Below are 17,745 nucleotides of genomic sequence, written 5' to 3'. Positions count from 1 at the left end.
TAATAAAAACTGCCTTGGCGATGAAACCCAGGGAGCTATCATTAGAGGTGTGGAGGATATGCGCAGAAGTGGACCAAGGAGGATTTATGAAAAAACAAGTCATGACTATATTGATTCTTTCTTCACTGACGGGATACGGCTATGCGGCTCAAAACACGGGATCGCAAAGCGGTTCTGCGACAAATAATAATACGACAAGTGATAGTGGAGCTATGGGCAGCCCAACAACTTCGGGCACAAGCCGAACTCCTAGTTCAACAGGCTCATCTTCAGACTATCGATCTAGTACACCGTCTATGGGAAGTCCGACAGCTTCAGGTACGGACCAAACTCCTCGGGCAGAGGACACGAGCCCATCAGATTACCGTTCAAGAACTCCTTCAACAGGCAGTCCTACAGCGGCCGGTACTGGTGAAACTCCGACAACAACGGGTTCTGGGAGCGACCGCTCCATGAGCGCGGGTCGTACAGGAACTTCGTCTGACACCGACTTAGCGGCGTCAGCACGTAGAGCCTTGCAAGAAGACACAGCTCTTTCTCAAGAAGCACGCAGTGTGCGAGTCGACGTGAGAAACGGCCGTGCGACACTTCAAGGTACTGTCTCTTCTCCTGAAGAAAGACAACAAATTAGAAGTAAAGTAATGGCAACAGAGGGTATTCGTTCCGTTGATGATAAATTAACAGTGAAAGAATAAACGATGTTGAATAGCTGATCTGTTTGCAAAAGCAGATCAGCTATTTATTTTTTGAAATTAAACAGGAGTGACTTCGTTGGGAGGAATAAGACCTTTCTTTTTGATCTTCTCCACCAATGTTGTTCTATTTAAGCGCAGCAAAGCCGCCGCTTGGTTGCGATTCCAGCCGGTCTTTTCCAACGCTTTTAAGATCAAAGCGTTTTCATAAGCATCTACGGCAGAGTTGAAATCCATGCCATTGTCAGGAATTTCCAAACCGCCAATCTCCGAAGAAGGCGATTTGCCTGATTTATATTTCAACGGCAGATCCGAAGTATCAACTTGGCCCTGGCCTTTAAGGATCGTCATGCGCTCGACAAGATTCTCAAGCTCACGAATGTTTCCCGGCCAAGAGTAATTTGTCAGGCAATCCAACGCATCGGCGGTGATTCCAGTCAAACCACGTCCTTTGGATTTATTGAAAATATCCATAAAGTGGTTCAACAAAAGAGGAATGTCTGTTTTACGCTCGCGCAAAGCAGGGACCGTGATAGGAATGACATTCAAACGATAGAAAAGATCTTCGCGGAAGCGGCCAGTTTCAACAGCTTCTTCCAAATTCAAATTCGTAGCTGCGATCACGCGCACATTAACGCTGACAGTTTTTGTTGAGCCTACAGGTTCGAAGCTTCTTTCCTGCAAAGCGCGAAGAAGTTTAACCTGCAATGAAGGTTCCAGATCGCCGATCTCATCAAGGAAGATCGTTCCGCCGTCAGCCATTTCAAAACGGCCCACGCGATTGGCGATAGCGCCGGTGAAAGCGCCTTTCATGTGACCGAATAATTCACTTTCCAAAAGCTCAGAAGGAATCGCGCCACAGTTAATAGGAATAAAAGGACCCGTCGCGCGAGGTGAATTGTAGTGAATCGCACGGGCAATCAATTCCTTACCAGTTCCGGACTCGCCCGTAACAAGAACGGTTGAGTCAGAGTCTGCCACGCGCTCAATCAAACGCAACACGTTTTGGATTTGTTCACTGGTACCAATGATTTGATCGAATTTATATTTCTTATTCAACTCAGAGCGAAGCTGCTGATTTTCTTGCTGCAACTTCTTATGAGTCAAAGCTTTCTCAATCAAGCTCATCAACTCTTCAAGATTGAAGGGTTTTGTGACGAAGTGGAAGGCACCTTTTTGAGTCGCGCGAATCGCGGATTCAATAGTTGCATGTCCTGTAAGAATGATGACTTCCGTTGCTGGCATGATGGACTTCAAATAAGTCATGAATTCAATGCCATCCCCATCGGGAAGATTCAAATCAACGATTGCTAAGTCTACGGGAGTTTCGCCTTGGCACAAGACCTTTGCTTCTTCGATCTTGTTGGCTGTGATGACGTTCAGTCCTTTTCTATCTAAAACTCTGAAGAGAGCGGTTCTGAGTGAGGACTCATCATCTAATATAAGAACTCTTTGGCTTCGCATGAACCTTCCTTCCATGGTGGGTTCTTTTCCTTAAATTAGGATAGTGTGATTTTGACGGTACTGTCAAAAAATCCGCGCCTGGTAAGGCTTTCAGGACCTTAAAACTGGACGGGAGAAGGAAATTTTTGCCACATTTTCCTGGCCTGGAGACGAGGAAAATTCGAGGTGAGCCTCGTGATCACGCAGGATCTGCGAGGCCACAGAAACGCCTAACCCCATGGGAAGACTTGGATTTTTTTCGGGAGTTCCATTGTCTTTGATTATTATCTGGGCAGAGTCCGAGGTCGAGGCGATTTCAATGTCGAGAAAACCTCGAAATCCCTTTTCCTGGCGGGTTCTCTCGGTCACATGGTCAATAGCATTTTGTAAAACGTTTTTCAAAGCTTGGGCCAACAAGTTGAAATGCCCGCGCACCTGAAGATCATCACCAGGGAAATGCAATTTCACTTCAATTCCCTGGGACTTCGTTTGCAGCTCGACAATTTTCAAAGCGCGCAAGCAGGTCTCTTTCAAACTCACATCGCCTTCTTGATCGGCATTTGGATTGCGTGTGAAGCCCAAAAGATTTTGCACGATCTCTTTACAGCGCTGGACGCCGGCTTCCATCTCGACAATGTCGGGATAAAGCGGATTCGACGGATCCATATCCATTTTGATCAATTGAGTGAAAGACAAAATGCCGCCCAAAGGATTGTTCAGTTCGTGCGCGATACTGGAGCCGATCGTCCCTAGCTCCGCCATTTTTGCAGACTCGAGAATCTGATGTTCCATTTTTAATTGTTGAGTGATGTCGTGGTAAAGGTTCACGAACACCGGGGGTTTTTCCGAATCCAAAGACAAACTCTGGCTGTACACTTCATAAGTACGCGGCGTAGAGCTGCGCGATTGCACGCGGAAGTTACTGCCGCGCTGACATCCAGGGCAAGGTTCATCACGATTGTAGAGAACTTTGAAACACTTGCGCGAAGTTTCTTCTTTGTTTCTTTCTTTGAGGCGTTCATCCAAAACTTTATTGGACTGAATGATGTCATAGTTCGTATCAATCAAAACGACAGGATCAGACATCGAGTTGAATGTCGCTTCCCATTGTTCCTTGAAGGATTCCGACTCTTTCAATTTTTGGATGCGATCCAGGGCCAAGGCCACAGCCTCCGCCACGCGCGTAAGGAAATCACTTTCATCACGGGAAAACGGATGATCCGGCGCGCGCAAAAAGAAAATAGAGCCGACTTTTTCATGATGATGAAACAGTGGTACCTGCAACTGCGTGAAACTTAATTGTGTCTGGACTTGGCGCGCGAACATGTCGTCCTGCGGGTGATAGAAGATACGAATCCAAGACGTGTTCACGGTTGCCGCCATAGAGTCATTCAAAAGCTGTTCAATTTCAACAACCGAGCTTGCCTCATGCACGGCCATCAGGGCGCGCTTAAAGCCTTCGATCCGTGAATTGGTTAAAAATAATTTGCGGCGGGCTTCAGTGAGGAACTTGGTTCTTTTCTGAACACGTTCTTCCAGTTCAATCTGCAAACGTTTCAGCTGCGCGGTCTGTTCGCGAATCAACAAAGCCAAATGCTCGTCTTGTTTTCTTTGATTGGCTTCTTCTAAAGCTGAAAAGAGATGCGTTTCTAAATCCCTTTCGTTGTATCCGGAGATAACGCGATAAAAAGAGAACTCTTCGTGCAGGTTGGCCAATTGATGTGCGGAAAAATCTTCCGGCACTACCGCAATAAACTGTGTCGCCGGCGACGAACGTTTGATCTCGTGATAAAACTCCGGAAAACGTTTTCCCAGAATCAGCGTGACCGACAAGGCAACGACGTCATAGGTGGAATCCTGAATCCAATGCCAGGCTTGTTGGAGATCCGTGGCGATATGAGCGCCCAATTCTTGCAGGCGCGCATCCCAAGGGCCAATCAGCAGAAAGCTGGCTTTTAAAGTCCGCATACCTGAATAAGTTCCTTGTGGTGAGAAATCGTGAAGTCCGGATGGTCTTCAGGAATTTGCGGTTTTTCGCCGACGTGTTCGCCGTAAGCAAAGTAACAAGTGTCGGCGCCAATACTTTTTCCGTCGCGAATTTCGCTTGAAAGGCGATTGCCGATACTCAGAAGCTCGTGAGGATGATGTTTTTCAGAGCGCACAATATCGCGAAATGCAGAATCTTTTTTTTCTCCGATGAATCCGTTCAAGATGTAAATTTTCTTGAAGTGATGTTCGATGTTCAAGGCTTTGATTTTTTTGACCTGAGACTCGTAAGATCCCATCGTCACCAGAAAAAGATTGTACTGCTTTTTTAAAGCTTCCAGGTTCTCCAAGGAGCCGGGAAGGAGAGGCAACGTCACTGGCACGTGGGGATTGTAAAACTCTTCCAAAGCATCGTGAATCGCTTTGCCGGCTTGGTTCGTGCCGTAGCGATTGACGATCTGAGTGAAAATTTCCGTATGCGAAAAGTCAGCGGCAAGTTCCTGGCGTGCTTGCAGGCACTCGTCAAGGGTGCAGCGCAAACCCGCAGCCAGCATGGCTTCGCAGGCGCGACGGGACGCCATCGGAACTAAAAGTCCTGAGGTGTCTAACAAAGTGTCGTCCAAATCAAAGGCCAAAGATTTATATTTTGCCATTACGATTTTCCTGTCAGCAATTTCTCCAGGCCCGGTTTGAAGTGAGGCCACACCAGATCCAAGCTGATGTGTTCCTGCTCTTCGATACAGATAACGGGAATCTGATGTTCGATCCAGCCGTACTGCCCCAGGCTTCCCGGAGTCGGGTAGCCGATGTCCTCGCGTGCTTCGTAGGTCGTTCCGCTCGCAAGAATTTCCGCAGCTTCTTTGCCCGGTTGTCCCGTATAGACAACGCAAGGCTCCCACGAATGAAAGTGTACTATGAGCTGTGGCTTTTCGTCCTCAATGAGTTTTACCAAAGCCTGTACTTCGCTCTCGCTTCCGGGCGAAGGGCCAGGGTAATATCGAGGTGCTTTCGCTTCAGGGCTCCAATCGCGGCAGGGAAAATTGCGGTTCAGGTCCACGCCATTGGCGTTCGTTCTTTGATTCTGAGAGTATCCGTCAGGATTAATACAAGGAATGAGAAGCCAAGGGCGAATTTTCTCACTTTTGAGTGCTTCTTGCTCGAGGAGCCAGCGAATCAACTCTTGTGCGAGTCGCACGCCCTCGGGCTCGTCACCGTGAACCCCGCCGATAAAGAGAATGGGACGTTCGGAAAAGTCACGCAAACTGTGTGATTTTTTATACAGCTCGATAGGAGTTCCACGAGATGTTTTTGCCCAAGAAGTTTGGTGAAAAATTTTTCCTTGCATGTGATAATTAAGCCTGTTTTTTTCAGAGAAGAAAAGCTTTTAAAAGGAATCCTCGATGTCAGCAAATGGATCTGAGAAATTGACGGTGATCGCGCTCGCAGCTGGGAAGGGCACTCGTATGAAGTCCCCGCTCCCGAAAGTCCTGCATCCTGTGGCCGGCCGCCCTATGATCGAAAAAGTCATTCAAGCTTCTAAACAAGCGGGCGCTGCCGAAGTGCGCGTCATCGTGGGCCATGGACAAAACTTGGTCCGCCAAGTCGTCGAGCCTATGGGAGTCGCTTGTTACGTTCAAGACGAGCAGTTGGGAACAGCGCACGCCGTTCGTTGCGCGAAACCTGAAACAATCGAAGGCGACGTTGTTATCATGAACGGCGATCATCCCTTGATTGAAGCTGCCGACGTTAAAGAGTTCGTGCGTATTTTCCGCGATGAAAAATGCGATTTGGCGGTGGTGACTGCTGTTGTAAAGAAACCAGGCGAGTTCGGCCGTATTGTTCGTCACAAAGGTGATTTGATGGCAATCGTAGAGGCAAAAGACGCTTCTGCCGATACATTAAAAATCAACGAGATCAATACCGGCATCTACATCGTGAAAGCTTCTATTCTGTCCGAGTATTTGCCAAAGATTCAAAACAACAATTCAAAAAAAGAATTCTACATCACGGATTTAATTTCATTGTGCATTCAGGATAAGTGCCGCGTTCAAGCGATTAAGTCGACGCCGAAAGTCGCTGTCGGCGTAAACAATCAGCTGGAGTTGGCTAACGCCACTCGCTTGATCTTTAAACGCAAAGCTCTTCGTTTGATGGAAGAGGGCGTTTTGATGATCGACCCGCGCTCGACTTATGTGGAAGAATCCGTGGAAATCGGCGCTGGGACTGTGATTTACCCGAATGTCTTTATTCGCGGCCGCTCCAAAATCGGTTCGTTCACTGTGATTGAATCGAATTCTTTTATTTCAGATTCCGAGATTGGTGACAGCGTGCAAGTGCGCGGCGGCACGTATCTAGAGAACTCAAAACTTCATAATAAAGTTTCTGTCGGTCCTTATGCGCGTCTTCGTCCTGAAACGGAAATCTTCGAAGAAGCGCACGTGGGCAATTTCGTCGAAATGAAAAAAGTGAAGTTCGGGAAAAAATCCAAAGCCGGTCACTTAACATATCTTGGCGATGCCGAGGTGGGTGAAGAAGTGAACGTAGGTTGCGGAACTATAACTTGCAACTACGCTGCGGACAGAAAGAAATATAAAACGAAGATTGGGAATCGTGTGTTCGTTGGCAGTGACACGCAATTCATCGCCCCTATTGAAGTGGGTGACGATGCCATCATCGGTTCGGGATCGACGATCACGAAAAATGTCCCCGCAAAAGCTTTGGCTGTGGCGCGTGGGAAACAATTTGTAAAAGAAAATTATACTCCTAAAGCTCCGGAAGCGGATGACAAGGAATAGGTGTTAGTATGTGCGGTATCGTTGGTTATCTAGGACCACAAAATCCAAAAGACATTATTATCAGCGGCCTTAAAAAGCTTGAGTATCGCGGTTATGACAGCGCGGGCGTGGCTATTCTTGATCAAGGCAAAACGAAACGCGTGCGCGCGCAGGGCAAACTTAAAGCTCTGGAAGAAAAGCTGACCACGGAAAAATTCGACGGTCATATCGGTATCGGTCATACGCGCTGGGCGACTCACGGAAAGCCTTCTGAAAGAAACGCCCATCCGCACCAAGTGCGCGGAATCAATCTTGTGCACAACGGGATTATTGAAAACTATCTTGATATCCGTGAAGAACTTGTCGCTCAAGGCGCTGAAATCACTTCCGACACAGACTCTGAACTTGTGGCGCATTTGATCGCGAACGAAGTTGAAAACACAAAGGACCTGTTTAAAGCGGTTGAAAGCGTTCTGAACAAGCTTCGCGGTGCCTTTTCAATTGTGGTGATGTGGGAACATCAACCGGATCGTTTGGTGGCATTTAAAGACGGTCCTCCTTTAGTGGTGGGCTTGGGCGAAAAAGAATCTTTTGTCGCCAGCGATGTGCAAGCGCTTATTCAGTACACGAAAAAGTTTGTGTATCTTGAAGATCGCGAGATCGTGGCAATCAACGGCACGGACGTTCAGTTCTTCTCTGCCAACGGTTTCCCGATTCAGAAGAAAGTCGTCGAGCTCAACTGGAATCCAGAGATGGTTGAAAAGCAGGGTTACGCGCATTACATGCTCAAAGAAATTTACGAGCAACCTCGTGCCGTGGCCGCCGCGATTGAACCGCATGTGAATCCGGAGTTCTTCACTGTCGCTCTTAAAAATATCGGCTTCGGCGGTCACCCTGTTCAGAAATTGGACGAGTTGGACAGCGCTGCGGATTGGACAAAAACGCAAGCCGTCTTGAAGGACATCGAACGCGTATTCATCATCGCGTGCGGAACTTCGAACTATGCCGGCATGGTCGGTAAATACTTGATCGAGCAATTGGCGAAAGTTCCAGTAGAGTGCGATATCGCCAGTGAATTCCGTTACCGCAATCCGGTGATTCCGCCAAAAACTTTGGTTATGACGATTTCCCAAAGTGGAGAGACTGCCGATACGTTAGCAGCGATCCGCATGGCGAAAGAAATGGGCGCAACGACTTTGAGCATCTGTAACGTGCGTAACTCGACGATTGATCGCGAGGCCCACGGTCACATGTACATGAATTCGGGCCCTGAGATCGGAGTCGCTTCGACAAAAGCCTTCACAAGCACAATGGCGGTTTTAAACTGCTTTGCAATTGCGATGGCGCGTGTGCGTGGCGTGATGGATGCGGCGACAGAAAAAGATCTTGTTAAAACTCTTCTTGCTTTGCCGTCGCAGATGGAAGGCGTGTTGGCTTATGACAAATATTTCGAAGAAGCGTCGTCAAAGCTTAAACTTTTCCGCGGCTTCCTTTACATGGGACGTGGAACAAGCTTCCCAATCGCGATGGAAGGGGCATTGAAGCTCAAAGAACTCGCTTATATGCATGCGGAAGGCTATGCGGCGGGCGAAATGAAGCACGGGCCTTTGGCGTTGATTGACGAGCGTATGGCAATCGTCATGGTTGCTCCGACAGATCACCTGTATGAAAAGACAATCAGCAATTTGGAAGAAGCGCGCGCGCGCGGTGGGAAAGTGATTTCTATCGGCACAGGCGATAATGAAAAATTGCGTGCGATCAGTGAATATTATCTTTCGATCCCGAAAGCGCACTGGACTGCGAACGCGATTCTTTCTGTCATCCCATTGCAGTTGATGTCTTACCATCTTGCATGCAATCTAGGTTACGACGTGGATCAACCACGCAATCTCGCAAAATCAGTCACAGTAGAATAATTTTTAGAAAGTCAGTCCTCTAACTCAACAACAGAGGACTGACTTAACTCGCGGAGTTCATTAAGTTATAGAACGATTTCACGCGCTCGACGAAATCAACCGTTTCGTAGCCGCGTGCAGGACCGTATTCAAGTTCATCGGCGTAATCAGGATCCGCCAATAAAGGAAGAACTTCGCGCAGGTGGCGCCAAGAATTAGGATTGCGTCCCATTTTCTCTGCCAACTTCTGAGCGTCTTTGAGATGCGCCAAACCAACATTGTAAGCGGCAAGAGCTAAAGCCAAACGGTCTTTATGATTAAGATGCTTCGGAGTTTTATCCAAAAGATAGCGCAGATATTTGGAACCGCCCCAAATACTTTGCAACGGATCCGTGCGATCTTCGATGCCGACGTGATCTGCCGTTTCTGTCGTCAACTGCATCAAGCCACGCACGCCCGTGAAACTGCGGGCATCTGGATTCCAGTGCGACTCTTGATAAGCAACGGAAGCAATCAACTGCCAAGGCAGACGATGTTCATCGCCGGCATTTTTGAAAGCCTGCTTGTAAGTCGGTAACGTCGTACGAATCTTTTTAAAGAAACGGGAGATGTCGCGTTTATCTAATTGCGAAAGATAAGTTTTATAGCGATCCAGCACAAGCATCACTTCATCGTCGCGGGAAGCTTGTTGGAACCACGCCTGCATCAACGACAAAAGATCCGGATTGTTCGGCGTCACCAACCAGCTTAGAGAGTACGGCTCTGTCAGGGCGGCGATTTTTTCAACTTGGCCATGATAACGGCTATAAAAATCTCCGCTGAAATTTTCAGCAATCGCGCAGTCGTATTTGTTTTGTGACGTCAGAGAGATGAGTTCTTGCGTTTTGATGTTTTCGAGAACTTCCACCTGCACCGCAGGAGAAAGCTGATTCAAGCGTTGAGAAAGCCCGAGGTAGTTGTCTTTGTTGAGGATCGCGATCTTTTTGCCATTCAAGTCTTTGATATTTAAGACCTGCGATTTTTTGTGGCAGTACAGGCTAAGATAAGTTTCTTCGTAAGCCGGGCCCGCCAGAAAGCCTTGATTATTATGAGGAGTCCTCAAACGGGCGGCAGCGATATCTCCTTCGCCTTTTAACAAGGCTCGCATCACCGAGTCCTCATCCGGCAACACCACGTACTTTATCTTTATATTATAGCGGTGGGCGAAGTTTTGGATCAGGTCGTGATCGATACCGAAGGCGTCTCCTCTTTTCGGCTTACTATATATAAGAGGACTTTGCGTAGTGAGTACGACGATCTCGCCCTTGGCTTGAACCTGGGCAAGACTCTCCTGCTCATCCCAATAAATAGAGTCGCACCCATTCATTGCGATGGTCGTGAGTCCTAAAGCCCCAAACAAAAAGGCCTTAGTGATTTTCTGTCGAAATCTTAAAAACCTACTCATAACGTTCGGCCTAGGTAGCCGAGGATGCGCCGCAACATCAAGCATTAAGAGCCGTGGACCCCCTTAAAAATATGAAAGATCGACGTGTTTTGCAGAAAATCGGCACCAGTTTAGAAAAAACTTCAGTCGCCGAGGTGTCTTACAGATCGGCGTTAGGAATCTGGAAAGGCCTCATGATTGTAACGCAGGCGTGCTTTTTGGCAGTGTGCATCCAGTGTTTTTGGAGTCTTTGACACGCTGGCCAGTTTCCATGATCGTTTCGGGGAACAGAACACTGGAGGGGTTTAGTGTCTGAGTTTTCTTATGTTCATCCCCGCGGATGGATTGAAGTTGTTGTGGGTTCTATGTTCAGTGGAAAGACCGAGGAGTTGATCCGACGTCTTCGTCGCGCCGAATTCGCGCGTCTGCAAATCCAAGTTTTTAAACCGATCATTGATAAGCGTTATAATGAAATGGCCGTTACGTCGCACGATCTAACGACGATCCAGTCGCAACCGATTCAAGATGCCGAAGAGATTTGGAATCATCTAAAACCAGGAACAAAAGTGATTGGTATTGATGAAGGTCAGTTCTTTTCGCAAAACTTGGTGAAAGTGGTGCAGGATCTTGCCGATCGCGGATTGCGTGTGATCATCGCGGGCCTTGATACGGACTGGCAGGGCAAACCTTTCGAACCGATGCCGACTTTGATGGCGATCGCCGAGAGCGTGACGAAGCAACATGCTGTCTGCGTAGTTTGCGGAGCTCAAGCCAGCCGCACCCAAAGAACCGGCGGAGGCGACAGCCAAGTTTTAGTTGGTGCGCATGATGCTTATGAAGCGCGCTGCCGTCAGCACTTCAAACCGGAAGTCGATCTTCCCACGATGGACTGGAAATTAAAAAGAGAAGTGGACCTCGCCTAGAGGTCCCGGGACTAAGCCGCTTTTTGCACTTTCTGTTCGTGACCTTCAATCGTCTGCAGGTCTTTCCATACGGAATTTTTCTTTGCAATAAACGAGTCGTTATTATGCGCGTGTTCTGCATAAACAGGATGCGCGCGCAAACTTTTATGCAGAGACTTCAAGTTGTAGTGAGGCACGCTGGGAAACAAGTGATGCGCTAAGTGATAGTTCACATCGTGAGGACTTAAAAAGAAAGACTCAATAGGACCCGCAAGAGTGTTGCGTGACCCATTAAGTTCGTGAGAGCGCACCAAACCAAAATGCTCTGAGATACTGCGAATACGCTGAAACATCGGAAAGAGAGTTGCTAAAGGAACCATCCAGTAAAGGAGAAATTCCTTCCATGTACCCGTGACTGCAACGGTGCCAAGAAGGCCCGCCCAGTAAAGCCCCTTTTTCCAGTCTTTCTTCGACATCTTCACCATCAACGAAATCCACTGCCATCCACCGACAGCGATCTGTTGCAAAAGAGTTTTGGTGATGGCGGATTTAGATTGAGGAAACTGCCATTCCTGCAAAGGAATTTTGCGAACCCAGTCGGGATCTTGCTCGCCATTTGTGTATTTGTGGTGAGCCGTGTGATGCACGCGATAATCCAACGTTGAAATCATCACGGGATATGCCGCCAGCATATTGCTGATAAAATCATTCACTTTGATATTCTTGGAAATTCGAAAGTGGGCACCTTCGTGCATAACTACCAGCAAAGCATGTTGCCGGGCTGCGATGACAACCACGGCCGCCAAATACAAAAGGGGATGAGGGTAGGCCAGTGAAACCGCGATGGCGCCAGCCATAACAGTCCAATCAAACGCGACACTCAGAAGCTGTCGAGGAGTGTTGATTTCGGCATGATCGCTAACGATTTTTCTGACCTGGGGATCTCGCTTGAATGATTCAACTAAAGACTTATCGCAATCCACGATGACACCTTCTTTTAAACAGACGTGAATTTATCGGCAAAACGTCTGGGTTTCTGAAGGAGGAAGGTGTCTTAGAATGAGAACTGGAAAGTTTTAATGTTTCCAGTTCTCCAGCGCTGCTTTCGCAATCGAGATTTGCTTTTGTTTGCGGACTTCTTTGTCTCGTTCCTTTTCAGGCAACGGCGGAAGAAGTCCAAAATTGATATTGGTTGGTTGAAAATGTTCTGCTCGAGAAGGATCCGTGATGGCCTCTAAGAGAGAACCTAAAGCGGTTTCTCTTGGTGGCGGAGAGAACGGACGATCTTGCAGTTTTTGATTCAGGAAACGCGAAACCAAAATACCTGTGCACGTTGATTCAAAGTAACCTTCAACACCAGTGATTTGTCCCGCAAAAAACAACCACGGGTCGTTCTTGCTGGAAAGATCTTTATTCAAACGTTTCGGAGAATTGATGAACAAGTTGCGGTGAATGCTTCCAAGCTTTAAGAACTCGGCGTTTTCCAATCCAGGAATCATGCGAAAAACACGCACTTGTTCGCCATAAGCCATGCGAGTTTGGAAGCCGACCATGTTGTAAGCCGTGCCTTCTTTATTGTCCTGGCGCAATTGCACGACAGCCCAAGGATAGCGACCCGTGCGAGGATCATCCAGACCGATGGGTTTCATCGGACCGAAACGCAATGTTTGCGGACCGCGATCAACCATCACCTCAATCGGCATGCAGCCTTCAAAGAAGTCTGTTTTTTCGAAATCTTTGGGTTCAATCTTGCGTGCATTTTTAATTTCATCGATGAAGCGATTGTACTCTTCTTTGTTCATCGGGCAGTTGTAATAATCGCCGGTGCCTTTGTCGTAGCGGTCCGCTTTCCATGCGATTTCCGTGTTGATCGAGTCCGCATCAATGATCGGAGCAATGGCATCGAAGAAATAAAGAAACTCATCGCCAAAATGTTTGCGCATGCTTTCCGCGAGATCATCATGAGTCAACGGACCCGTTGCAATCACTGCAGGGCGAGGAATTTCATCCAAAGATTTAACGACATCATTGCGAACTTCAATGCGAGGATGATTTTTTACTTTCTCGGTGATGACGGCAGAAAAAACCTCACGGTCCATGCCCAAGGCTTGACCGGCGGGAACTTGCGCTTCAAAAGCCGCTTCAAGAATATGCGAGCCCAGTTTTTTTGCTTCCCACTTCAATTGTCCCGGGGCGGAATATTCACCCAAACTGCCAAAGGAATTGGAACACACAAGTTCAGCGAATTTGGAAGTTTTATGCGCCGGAGTCATCGTTTTATCGCGCATTTCGTAAAGCACGACCTGATAGCCCATGTCAGCAAGTTGTAAAGCGCATTCAGAGCCTGCGAGCCCCGCACCAACCACTGTAATTTTTTGATTTTGAGTGAAATTTGTCATCTTTGTGGTAGACCTTTTCTTCATGGATTCCAATAAGAAACCCAAGGGCAAATTATCTATCGGCTCGGAAGTACTACAAAGTCTTTTCGAAAATGGCAAGTCGCCATTGTCCGAGCAATTTATGCGCTGGAAACTTTGGGCCAAATGGGAAGACGTTGTCGGTCCCACTATAGCAAAAAACGCCGAGCCAGTGGGCTTTCAAAGAGGCGTTCTTTACGTTTGGGTGCGAAACTCGACGTGGATGCAGCAAATGATCTTTATGAAGGATCCTATTCGCGACACCATCAATCAGAAATTTGAGAATAATTTTGTAAAATATATCAAGTTCACATTAGATCGCCGTGAGGTTCCCACCTCCGATCAGAGTGAATTTAAACAGATGATTCAGAAGATCGCGCCCGAGGGTGACAACGACTGAGTCCCCGGAAGGGCACTGTCTAAATTTGCGACACTTCAACTGCAATAAGTTTCGCGCGGCTTGAGTCGGCTTTTTGCACGGCAGATCGCCATGAGAAAACTGTTAGTACTTGCACTCATGTTAACGGCCTGCCAAGGGTCCCAAGAAGTTTCAGAGATCAGTCCCCTTAACGACGCCACTCAGGTTATCGGGGGCACAGACGTGCCTTTGGAGGACTCTCTTACCCGCACGGCGCTGTCGTTAAAAGTCTTATTCGATCCTGTGGTTAAAGAAACGGAAGAGGGCACATTGACCACCTACAGGGCTTCGCAATGTACAGCTTCGGCCCTTGGCCCTCGTCTGATTTTGACGGCGGCTCACTGTGTTTCAAAAACGGCCGAGATTCATAAAATTGAATTAAACACTCCTGAAGGGGAGGTTGAAATTGAGGCGGAAAACTTTGTCGCGCATCCTGATTACAATGCCGAGAATAAGGTTCCTGACTTGGCTCTCATTCTGCTGAAAGAGGACTTGCCGTTGGACGTTCAAATTGTGCAATTGCCTCCGCCGGTGGTGGCGTTGAATTTGACTTCGATTCAAGCTGCGGGATTCGGGCGTATGGAAGGCAAAAGAAGTCTTCCGGGAAAAACCGGAGTTTTGCGCGCGACAAATCTAAATGTTTTGAACTACGCGCCGACGTCGCCGTTCTTCCAGGTGGATCAAACGCAAGGGCGTGGTGTATGCCAGGGCGATTCCGGTGGACCGGCTCTAACAACTCTCGATGGAAAACTTTCTGTTGTGGGTGTCGTTTCAAAAACGCGCTATGTCCCTGTTGCGGAAGGCGACGGGGAGCAGGATTACTGCAATTATCGCGGAGAATACGTCAACGTGCAGTTCTATCTGGATTGGCTTGTGCCTGCGATGAAGACGTTGTCGTCGCCCGTGACTCAGACTCTTTGAGAAATATAAATCTGGTGAAGCATTTCTATAAGGTCTTCTTTGTTGACGGGCTTAGAGCGAAAATCTGAAAAACCCGCTTCCATGCAGCGATCTATTTCTTCTTTCATGGCGTGAGCGGTTAAGGCGATCACGGGTTTATCATAACCCTTCGAGCGTAATTTACGTACAGCTGTAATGCCATCCATCACTGGCATTTGCACGTCCATCAGGATGGCATGATAAGAAGAATTCAGCGCCATCTCGCAACCTTCGATGCCATCTGAAGCGATTTCTACCTGTGCACCGGAACGAATCAAATAAAATGAAATCAACGATTGAATATCTGGGGAGTCTTCTACTAAGAGCACGCGCATGCCCGTTAGCTTTTCTTGCATAGGAGGATTTTTAAAGGGTTCTGTTTTAAATCCCAAACCCTTCACCATTTGTGATTCTGCAGGCCGATAAACGCGAATGCGAGATAAAAAGATGGAACCTTTTCCGGGAGTACTTTCTTTAAGAAAGAACTCTCCGCCCATCGCTTCACTTAGGCGTCGGGTGAGCACCAGACCCAACCCCGTGCCGCCGTATTTTCTTGTTACAGTGGCATCGGCTTGCGTGAAAGCTTGGAATAAATTCTTTTCCTGTTCCTTGTTGATGCCTTGGCCGGTGTCGATAACTTCAAATTCCAGAAAAGGTTCATGGAAAGATACATTCATTTGCACATGTCCTTGCTCCGTGAACTTAATGGCGTTACCCACGATATTTCCCAGAATCTGCCGCACGCGAGTTGGATCGGACCTGATGATGTCTGGAATATCTGTCGTTGCGTTGATGAAAAAGCCAATACCTTTTTCGCGGGCTTTAAATCCCATTAAGGCAGAGAAATCAGAAAGCAGGTTAACAAGGGAAAAATCAATTTCTTCGATCGTCATCATGCCGGCTTCGACTTTAGATAGATCAAGAATGTCATTTATAATACGCAAAAGTTGTTCTGAGTTGCGCGAAATGACAGAGATAAATTCCTCTTGTTCACGGCTGCTCAGGCGTTCGTCCTTAAGCAGATTGACGAAACCCATAATTGCTCCTAATGGTGTTCTGATTTCGTGGCTCATATTAGCCAGAAATTGGGATTTCGCTTCGCTTGCAGATTGGGCAGCACGCACGGCCTTATGCAATTCTTCGCGGTGACGGACTTGTTCTGTGATATCCACAACAGTTCCCGTTAAGCGGATGGGACGCCGTTGCGGGCCGAAGCCACCGAAAACAGTTTTCCCTAACGATCGTGTCCATCGAATGTCTCCGTCGGGCATGAAGTGCCGAACTTCGATGTCAAAAAAATCGGGGCCATCCACTTTGGCTGAGGCCAAGATCTTTTCCTCCACCTCTCTGCGGTCATCAGGATGAAAAAGGGGGAGAATGTCGGAAAGAAAAATATCGCTTTGATCCAGAGCGAAGATTTGCTGAGCGATGCGGGAAAAGCGCAGACGGCCTGACGCAAAATTCAAATCCCAAACTCCGACGCCAGACACTTCCGTCGCCATGGCCAGAATTTGTTCGTTGTATTGCAGTTCTTGAGAAAGCTCTCTTTGCTCGGTGATGTCGGCTGAAATGCGGATAATACGATCAATTTTTCCTTCCGTGTTTTTCACTGAAGAAATACTGTTTTGCACCCAAACGATTCTTCCATCCTTGCGAATGTAACGTTTTTCAAGAATATGCGCGGGAATTTCACCGCTGATAACTTTGGCGATTTCATTTGTTTCAAAATGACGATCCTCTGGATGTACGATCTCAGAAAGATTAGTTCCCACGAGCTCCTCATTTGCGTAACCGGTGATATCCGTATAAGCGGGGTTGACTTCGATCACGCGATTTTCTGTGTCAGTAATGGCGATGCCCACCGCCGCGTGCGCAAACGTCGAGCGGAATCGTTTCTCACTTTCTATTAAGGCTTTCTGAGCTTGCTTGGTGTTAGTGACGTCGAGAATCATCAGGGCTAGGGTTTCAGGATGGCCGTAAGAAGCTGGCAGAAACTCTGAGGTGACGGCGATATCGAAAAAACCGTTCGGTGATTGAATTTGAAATTCTTCGTTCGTTAGCTTTTCCCCGCGGATCGCCCTGACAGAAGGAAGCTCGTTTTTTTCGAGGGGGCGGCCATCTTTGAAAACCAGGACGCGTCCCTGGCCAAAACGTTCATCCAAAGAAACTTGATCAAAACGGATGCCTAACATTTCTTGTGCACGATGGTTGCCGAAGGTTAACCTATTGCTCGCCGGATCAATCAGCATAAAAGCCGTGGGTATTTTGTCTAAAACCGAGCGTAACCATTTTTCTTGATCTGCCGAAATATCTCGCTCCAGAACGAACTCCTTAACTGCAATGGCGACGGCAATGTCAAAAATACGACCCATCAAAACATAGCATTCTGCATTTAAAGAATTTCTTTCGTTCACTAAGTTGTAGATGGTTTCTCGCAATAAAGAATATTCGTGAACAACGTCGGGAATCTCATATTCTCTGGTGGTGGCTCTTTGCTGACCGTGAGAGGCACTATTATTTCTCGCATCAAGAATAGCTTCGATATCCATCGGATTTTTAAGGACCTCGCTCAAGTATTGCAAAAATTCTGGAAGTTCGTTTTTAAGGAAAGATTTTTTCTTGGAACGGGCCGCCTCTAGATTCTCAAGCTCTTTGAGCCAGGTTTGTAGAATAAGATCTCGATTGTCTTCGATGAATTCGGCGAAGTCTGAAGGGTTCATCACAGGCGTGCCTCGGCTCATGCATCAAGTTTAAGACGTCCAGTAAAACAGCGTAAGCCCGACAGGAGATAAGCATTGTATTAATCGCCCGCAATGCTTCTGACATGTTCTGAGTTTATAAACTTGTTTTTGATAT

The 17,745-nt window shown here is 47.5% G+C and carries 14 protein-coding genes; 6 read left to right on the top strand and 8 right to left on the bottom strand.

Translation table 11 applies throughout. The features are described from left to right. The first annotated feature begins 86 nt into the window (after nucleotides 1-86). Nucleotides 87-695 carry a BON domain-containing protein gene (locus QJS83_RS00890; RefSeq protein WP_284606924.1) on the top strand — a complete coding sequence of 203 codons (609 nt, stop codon included), beginning with the start codon at nucleotides 87-89 and terminating at the stop codon, nucleotides 693-695. Between the two features lie 57 nt (nucleotides 696-752). Here the strand turns inward: QJS83_RS00890 and QJS83_RS00885 are convergent, their stop codons facing one another. The 4 genes from QJS83_RS00885 to QJS83_RS00870 all read right to left on the bottom strand — a co-directional run bounded on the left by QJS83_RS00885 (nucleotide 753) and on the right by QJS83_RS00870 (nucleotide 5,466). After that, the gene (locus QJS83_RS00885) at nucleotides 753-2,156 is read right to left on the bottom strand and encodes a sigma-54-dependent transcriptional regulator (protein ID WP_284606923.1); all 1,404 of its coding nucleotides are present in this window, start codon (nucleotides 2,154-2,156) and stop codon (nucleotides 753-755) included. A 90-nt stretch (nucleotides 2,157-2,246) separates the two neighbouring features. Further along, on the bottom strand, nucleotides 2,247-4,103 hold the full coding sequence (locus tag QJS83_RS00880; protein ID WP_284606922.1) for a histidine kinase dimerization/phospho-acceptor domain-containing protein: 1,857 nt from the start codon (nucleotides 4,101-4,103) through the stop codon (nucleotides 2,247-2,249). Beyond that, entirely contained in the window at nucleotides 4,091-4,774 is a 684-nt protein-coding gene (locus QJS83_RS00875) for an HAD hydrolase-like protein (RefSeq protein WP_284606921.1), read from the bottom strand. The genes QJS83_RS00880 and QJS83_RS00875 overlap by 13 nt, the downstream gene beginning before the upstream one ends. Beyond that, a complete protein-coding gene (locus QJS83_RS00870) occupies nucleotides 4,774-5,466 on the bottom strand; it encodes a M14 family murein peptide amidase A (RefSeq protein WP_284606920.1) in 693 nt (230 codons plus the stop codon). Before QJS83_RS00870 ends, QJS83_RS00875 begins: the two co-directional genes overlap by 1 nt. Before the next feature lie 55 nt (nucleotides 5,467-5,521). Here QJS83_RS00870 and glmU point away from each other — a divergent pair, with 55 nt between their 5' ends. Both glmU and glmS read left to right on the top strand, forming a co-directional pair. Continuing rightward, on the top strand, nucleotides 5,522-6,916 hold the full coding sequence (glmU, locus tag QJS83_RS00865; protein ID WP_284606919.1) for a bifunctional UDP-N-acetylglucosamine diphosphorylase/glucosamine-1-phosphate N-acetyltransferase GlmU: 1,395 nt from the start codon (nucleotides 5,522-5,524) through the stop codon (nucleotides 6,914-6,916). Nucleotides 6,917-6,924: 8 nt separating this feature from the next. Then, on the top strand, nucleotides 6,925-8,811 hold the full coding sequence (gene glmS, locus QJS83_RS00860) for a glutamine--fructose-6-phosphate transaminase (isomerizing) (protein ID WP_284606918.1): 1,887 nt from the start codon (nucleotides 6,925-6,927) through the stop codon (nucleotides 8,809-8,811). A 43-nt stretch (nucleotides 8,812-8,854) separates the two neighbouring features. Here the strand turns inward: glmS and mltF are convergent, their stop codons facing one another. Then, on the bottom strand, nucleotides 8,855-10,234 hold the full coding sequence (mltF, locus tag QJS83_RS00855) for a membrane-bound lytic murein transglycosylase MltF (protein ID WP_284606917.1): 1,380 nt from the start codon (nucleotides 10,232-10,234) through the stop codon (nucleotides 8,855-8,857). Between the two features lie 287 nt (nucleotides 10,235-10,521). On the opposite strand from mltF, the gene QJS83_RS00850 reads away from it, so the two are divergent. Then, nucleotides 10,522-11,136, top strand: a complete 615-nt coding sequence (locus QJS83_RS00850; RefSeq protein WP_284606916.1) for a thymidine kinase — start codon at nucleotides 10,522-10,524, stop codon at nucleotides 11,134-11,136. Between the two features lie 11 nt (nucleotides 11,137-11,147). Here QJS83_RS00850 and QJS83_RS00845 read toward each other — a convergent pair whose 3' ends face one another. Beyond that, entirely contained in the window at nucleotides 11,148-12,098 is a 951-nt protein-coding gene (locus QJS83_RS00845; RefSeq protein WP_284606915.1) for a fatty acid desaturase family protein, read from the bottom strand. A gap of 93 nt (nucleotides 12,099-12,191) precedes the next feature. Beyond that, a complete protein-coding gene (gene trmFO / locus QJS83_RS00840; protein WP_284606914.1) occupies nucleotides 12,192-13,514 on the bottom strand; it encodes a methylenetetrahydrofolate--tRNA-(uracil(54)-C(5))-methyltransferase (FADH(2)-oxidizing) TrmFO in 1,323 nt (440 codons plus the stop codon). A 22-nt stretch (nucleotides 13,515-13,536) separates the two neighbouring features. Between trmFO and QJS83_RS00835 the strand changes: the two genes are divergently transcribed. After that, nucleotides 13,537-13,932, top strand: coding sequence for a DciA family protein (locus tag QJS83_RS00835; RefSeq protein WP_284606913.1), 396 nt, complete (start codon nucleotides 13,537-13,539; stop codon nucleotides 13,930-13,932). A 90-nt stretch (nucleotides 13,933-14,022) separates the two neighbouring features. After that, the gene (locus QJS83_RS00830; protein WP_284606912.1) at nucleotides 14,023-14,871 is read left to right on the top strand and encodes a S1 family peptidase; all 849 of its coding nucleotides are present in this window, start codon (nucleotides 14,023-14,025) and stop codon (nucleotides 14,869-14,871) included. Here the strand turns inward: QJS83_RS00830 and QJS83_RS00825 are convergent. After that, nucleotides 14,859-17,630, bottom strand: coding sequence for a PAS domain S-box protein (locus QJS83_RS00825; RefSeq protein ID WP_284606911.1), 2,772 nt, complete (start codon nucleotides 17,628-17,630; stop codon nucleotides 14,859-14,861). The genes QJS83_RS00830 and QJS83_RS00825 overlap by 13 nt on opposite strands. Nucleotides 17,631-17,745 lie beyond the last annotated feature (115 nt).

The organism is Bdellovibrio sp. 22V (assembly GCF_030169785.1).
In the GTDB taxonomy this organism is placed as follows: domain Bacteria; phylum Bdellovibrionota; class Bdellovibrionia; order Bdellovibrionales; family Bdellovibrionaceae; genus Bdellovibrio.
Note: the sequence above shows the minus strand (reverse complement) of the source record. Positions and strands in the feature narration are given on the sequence as shown.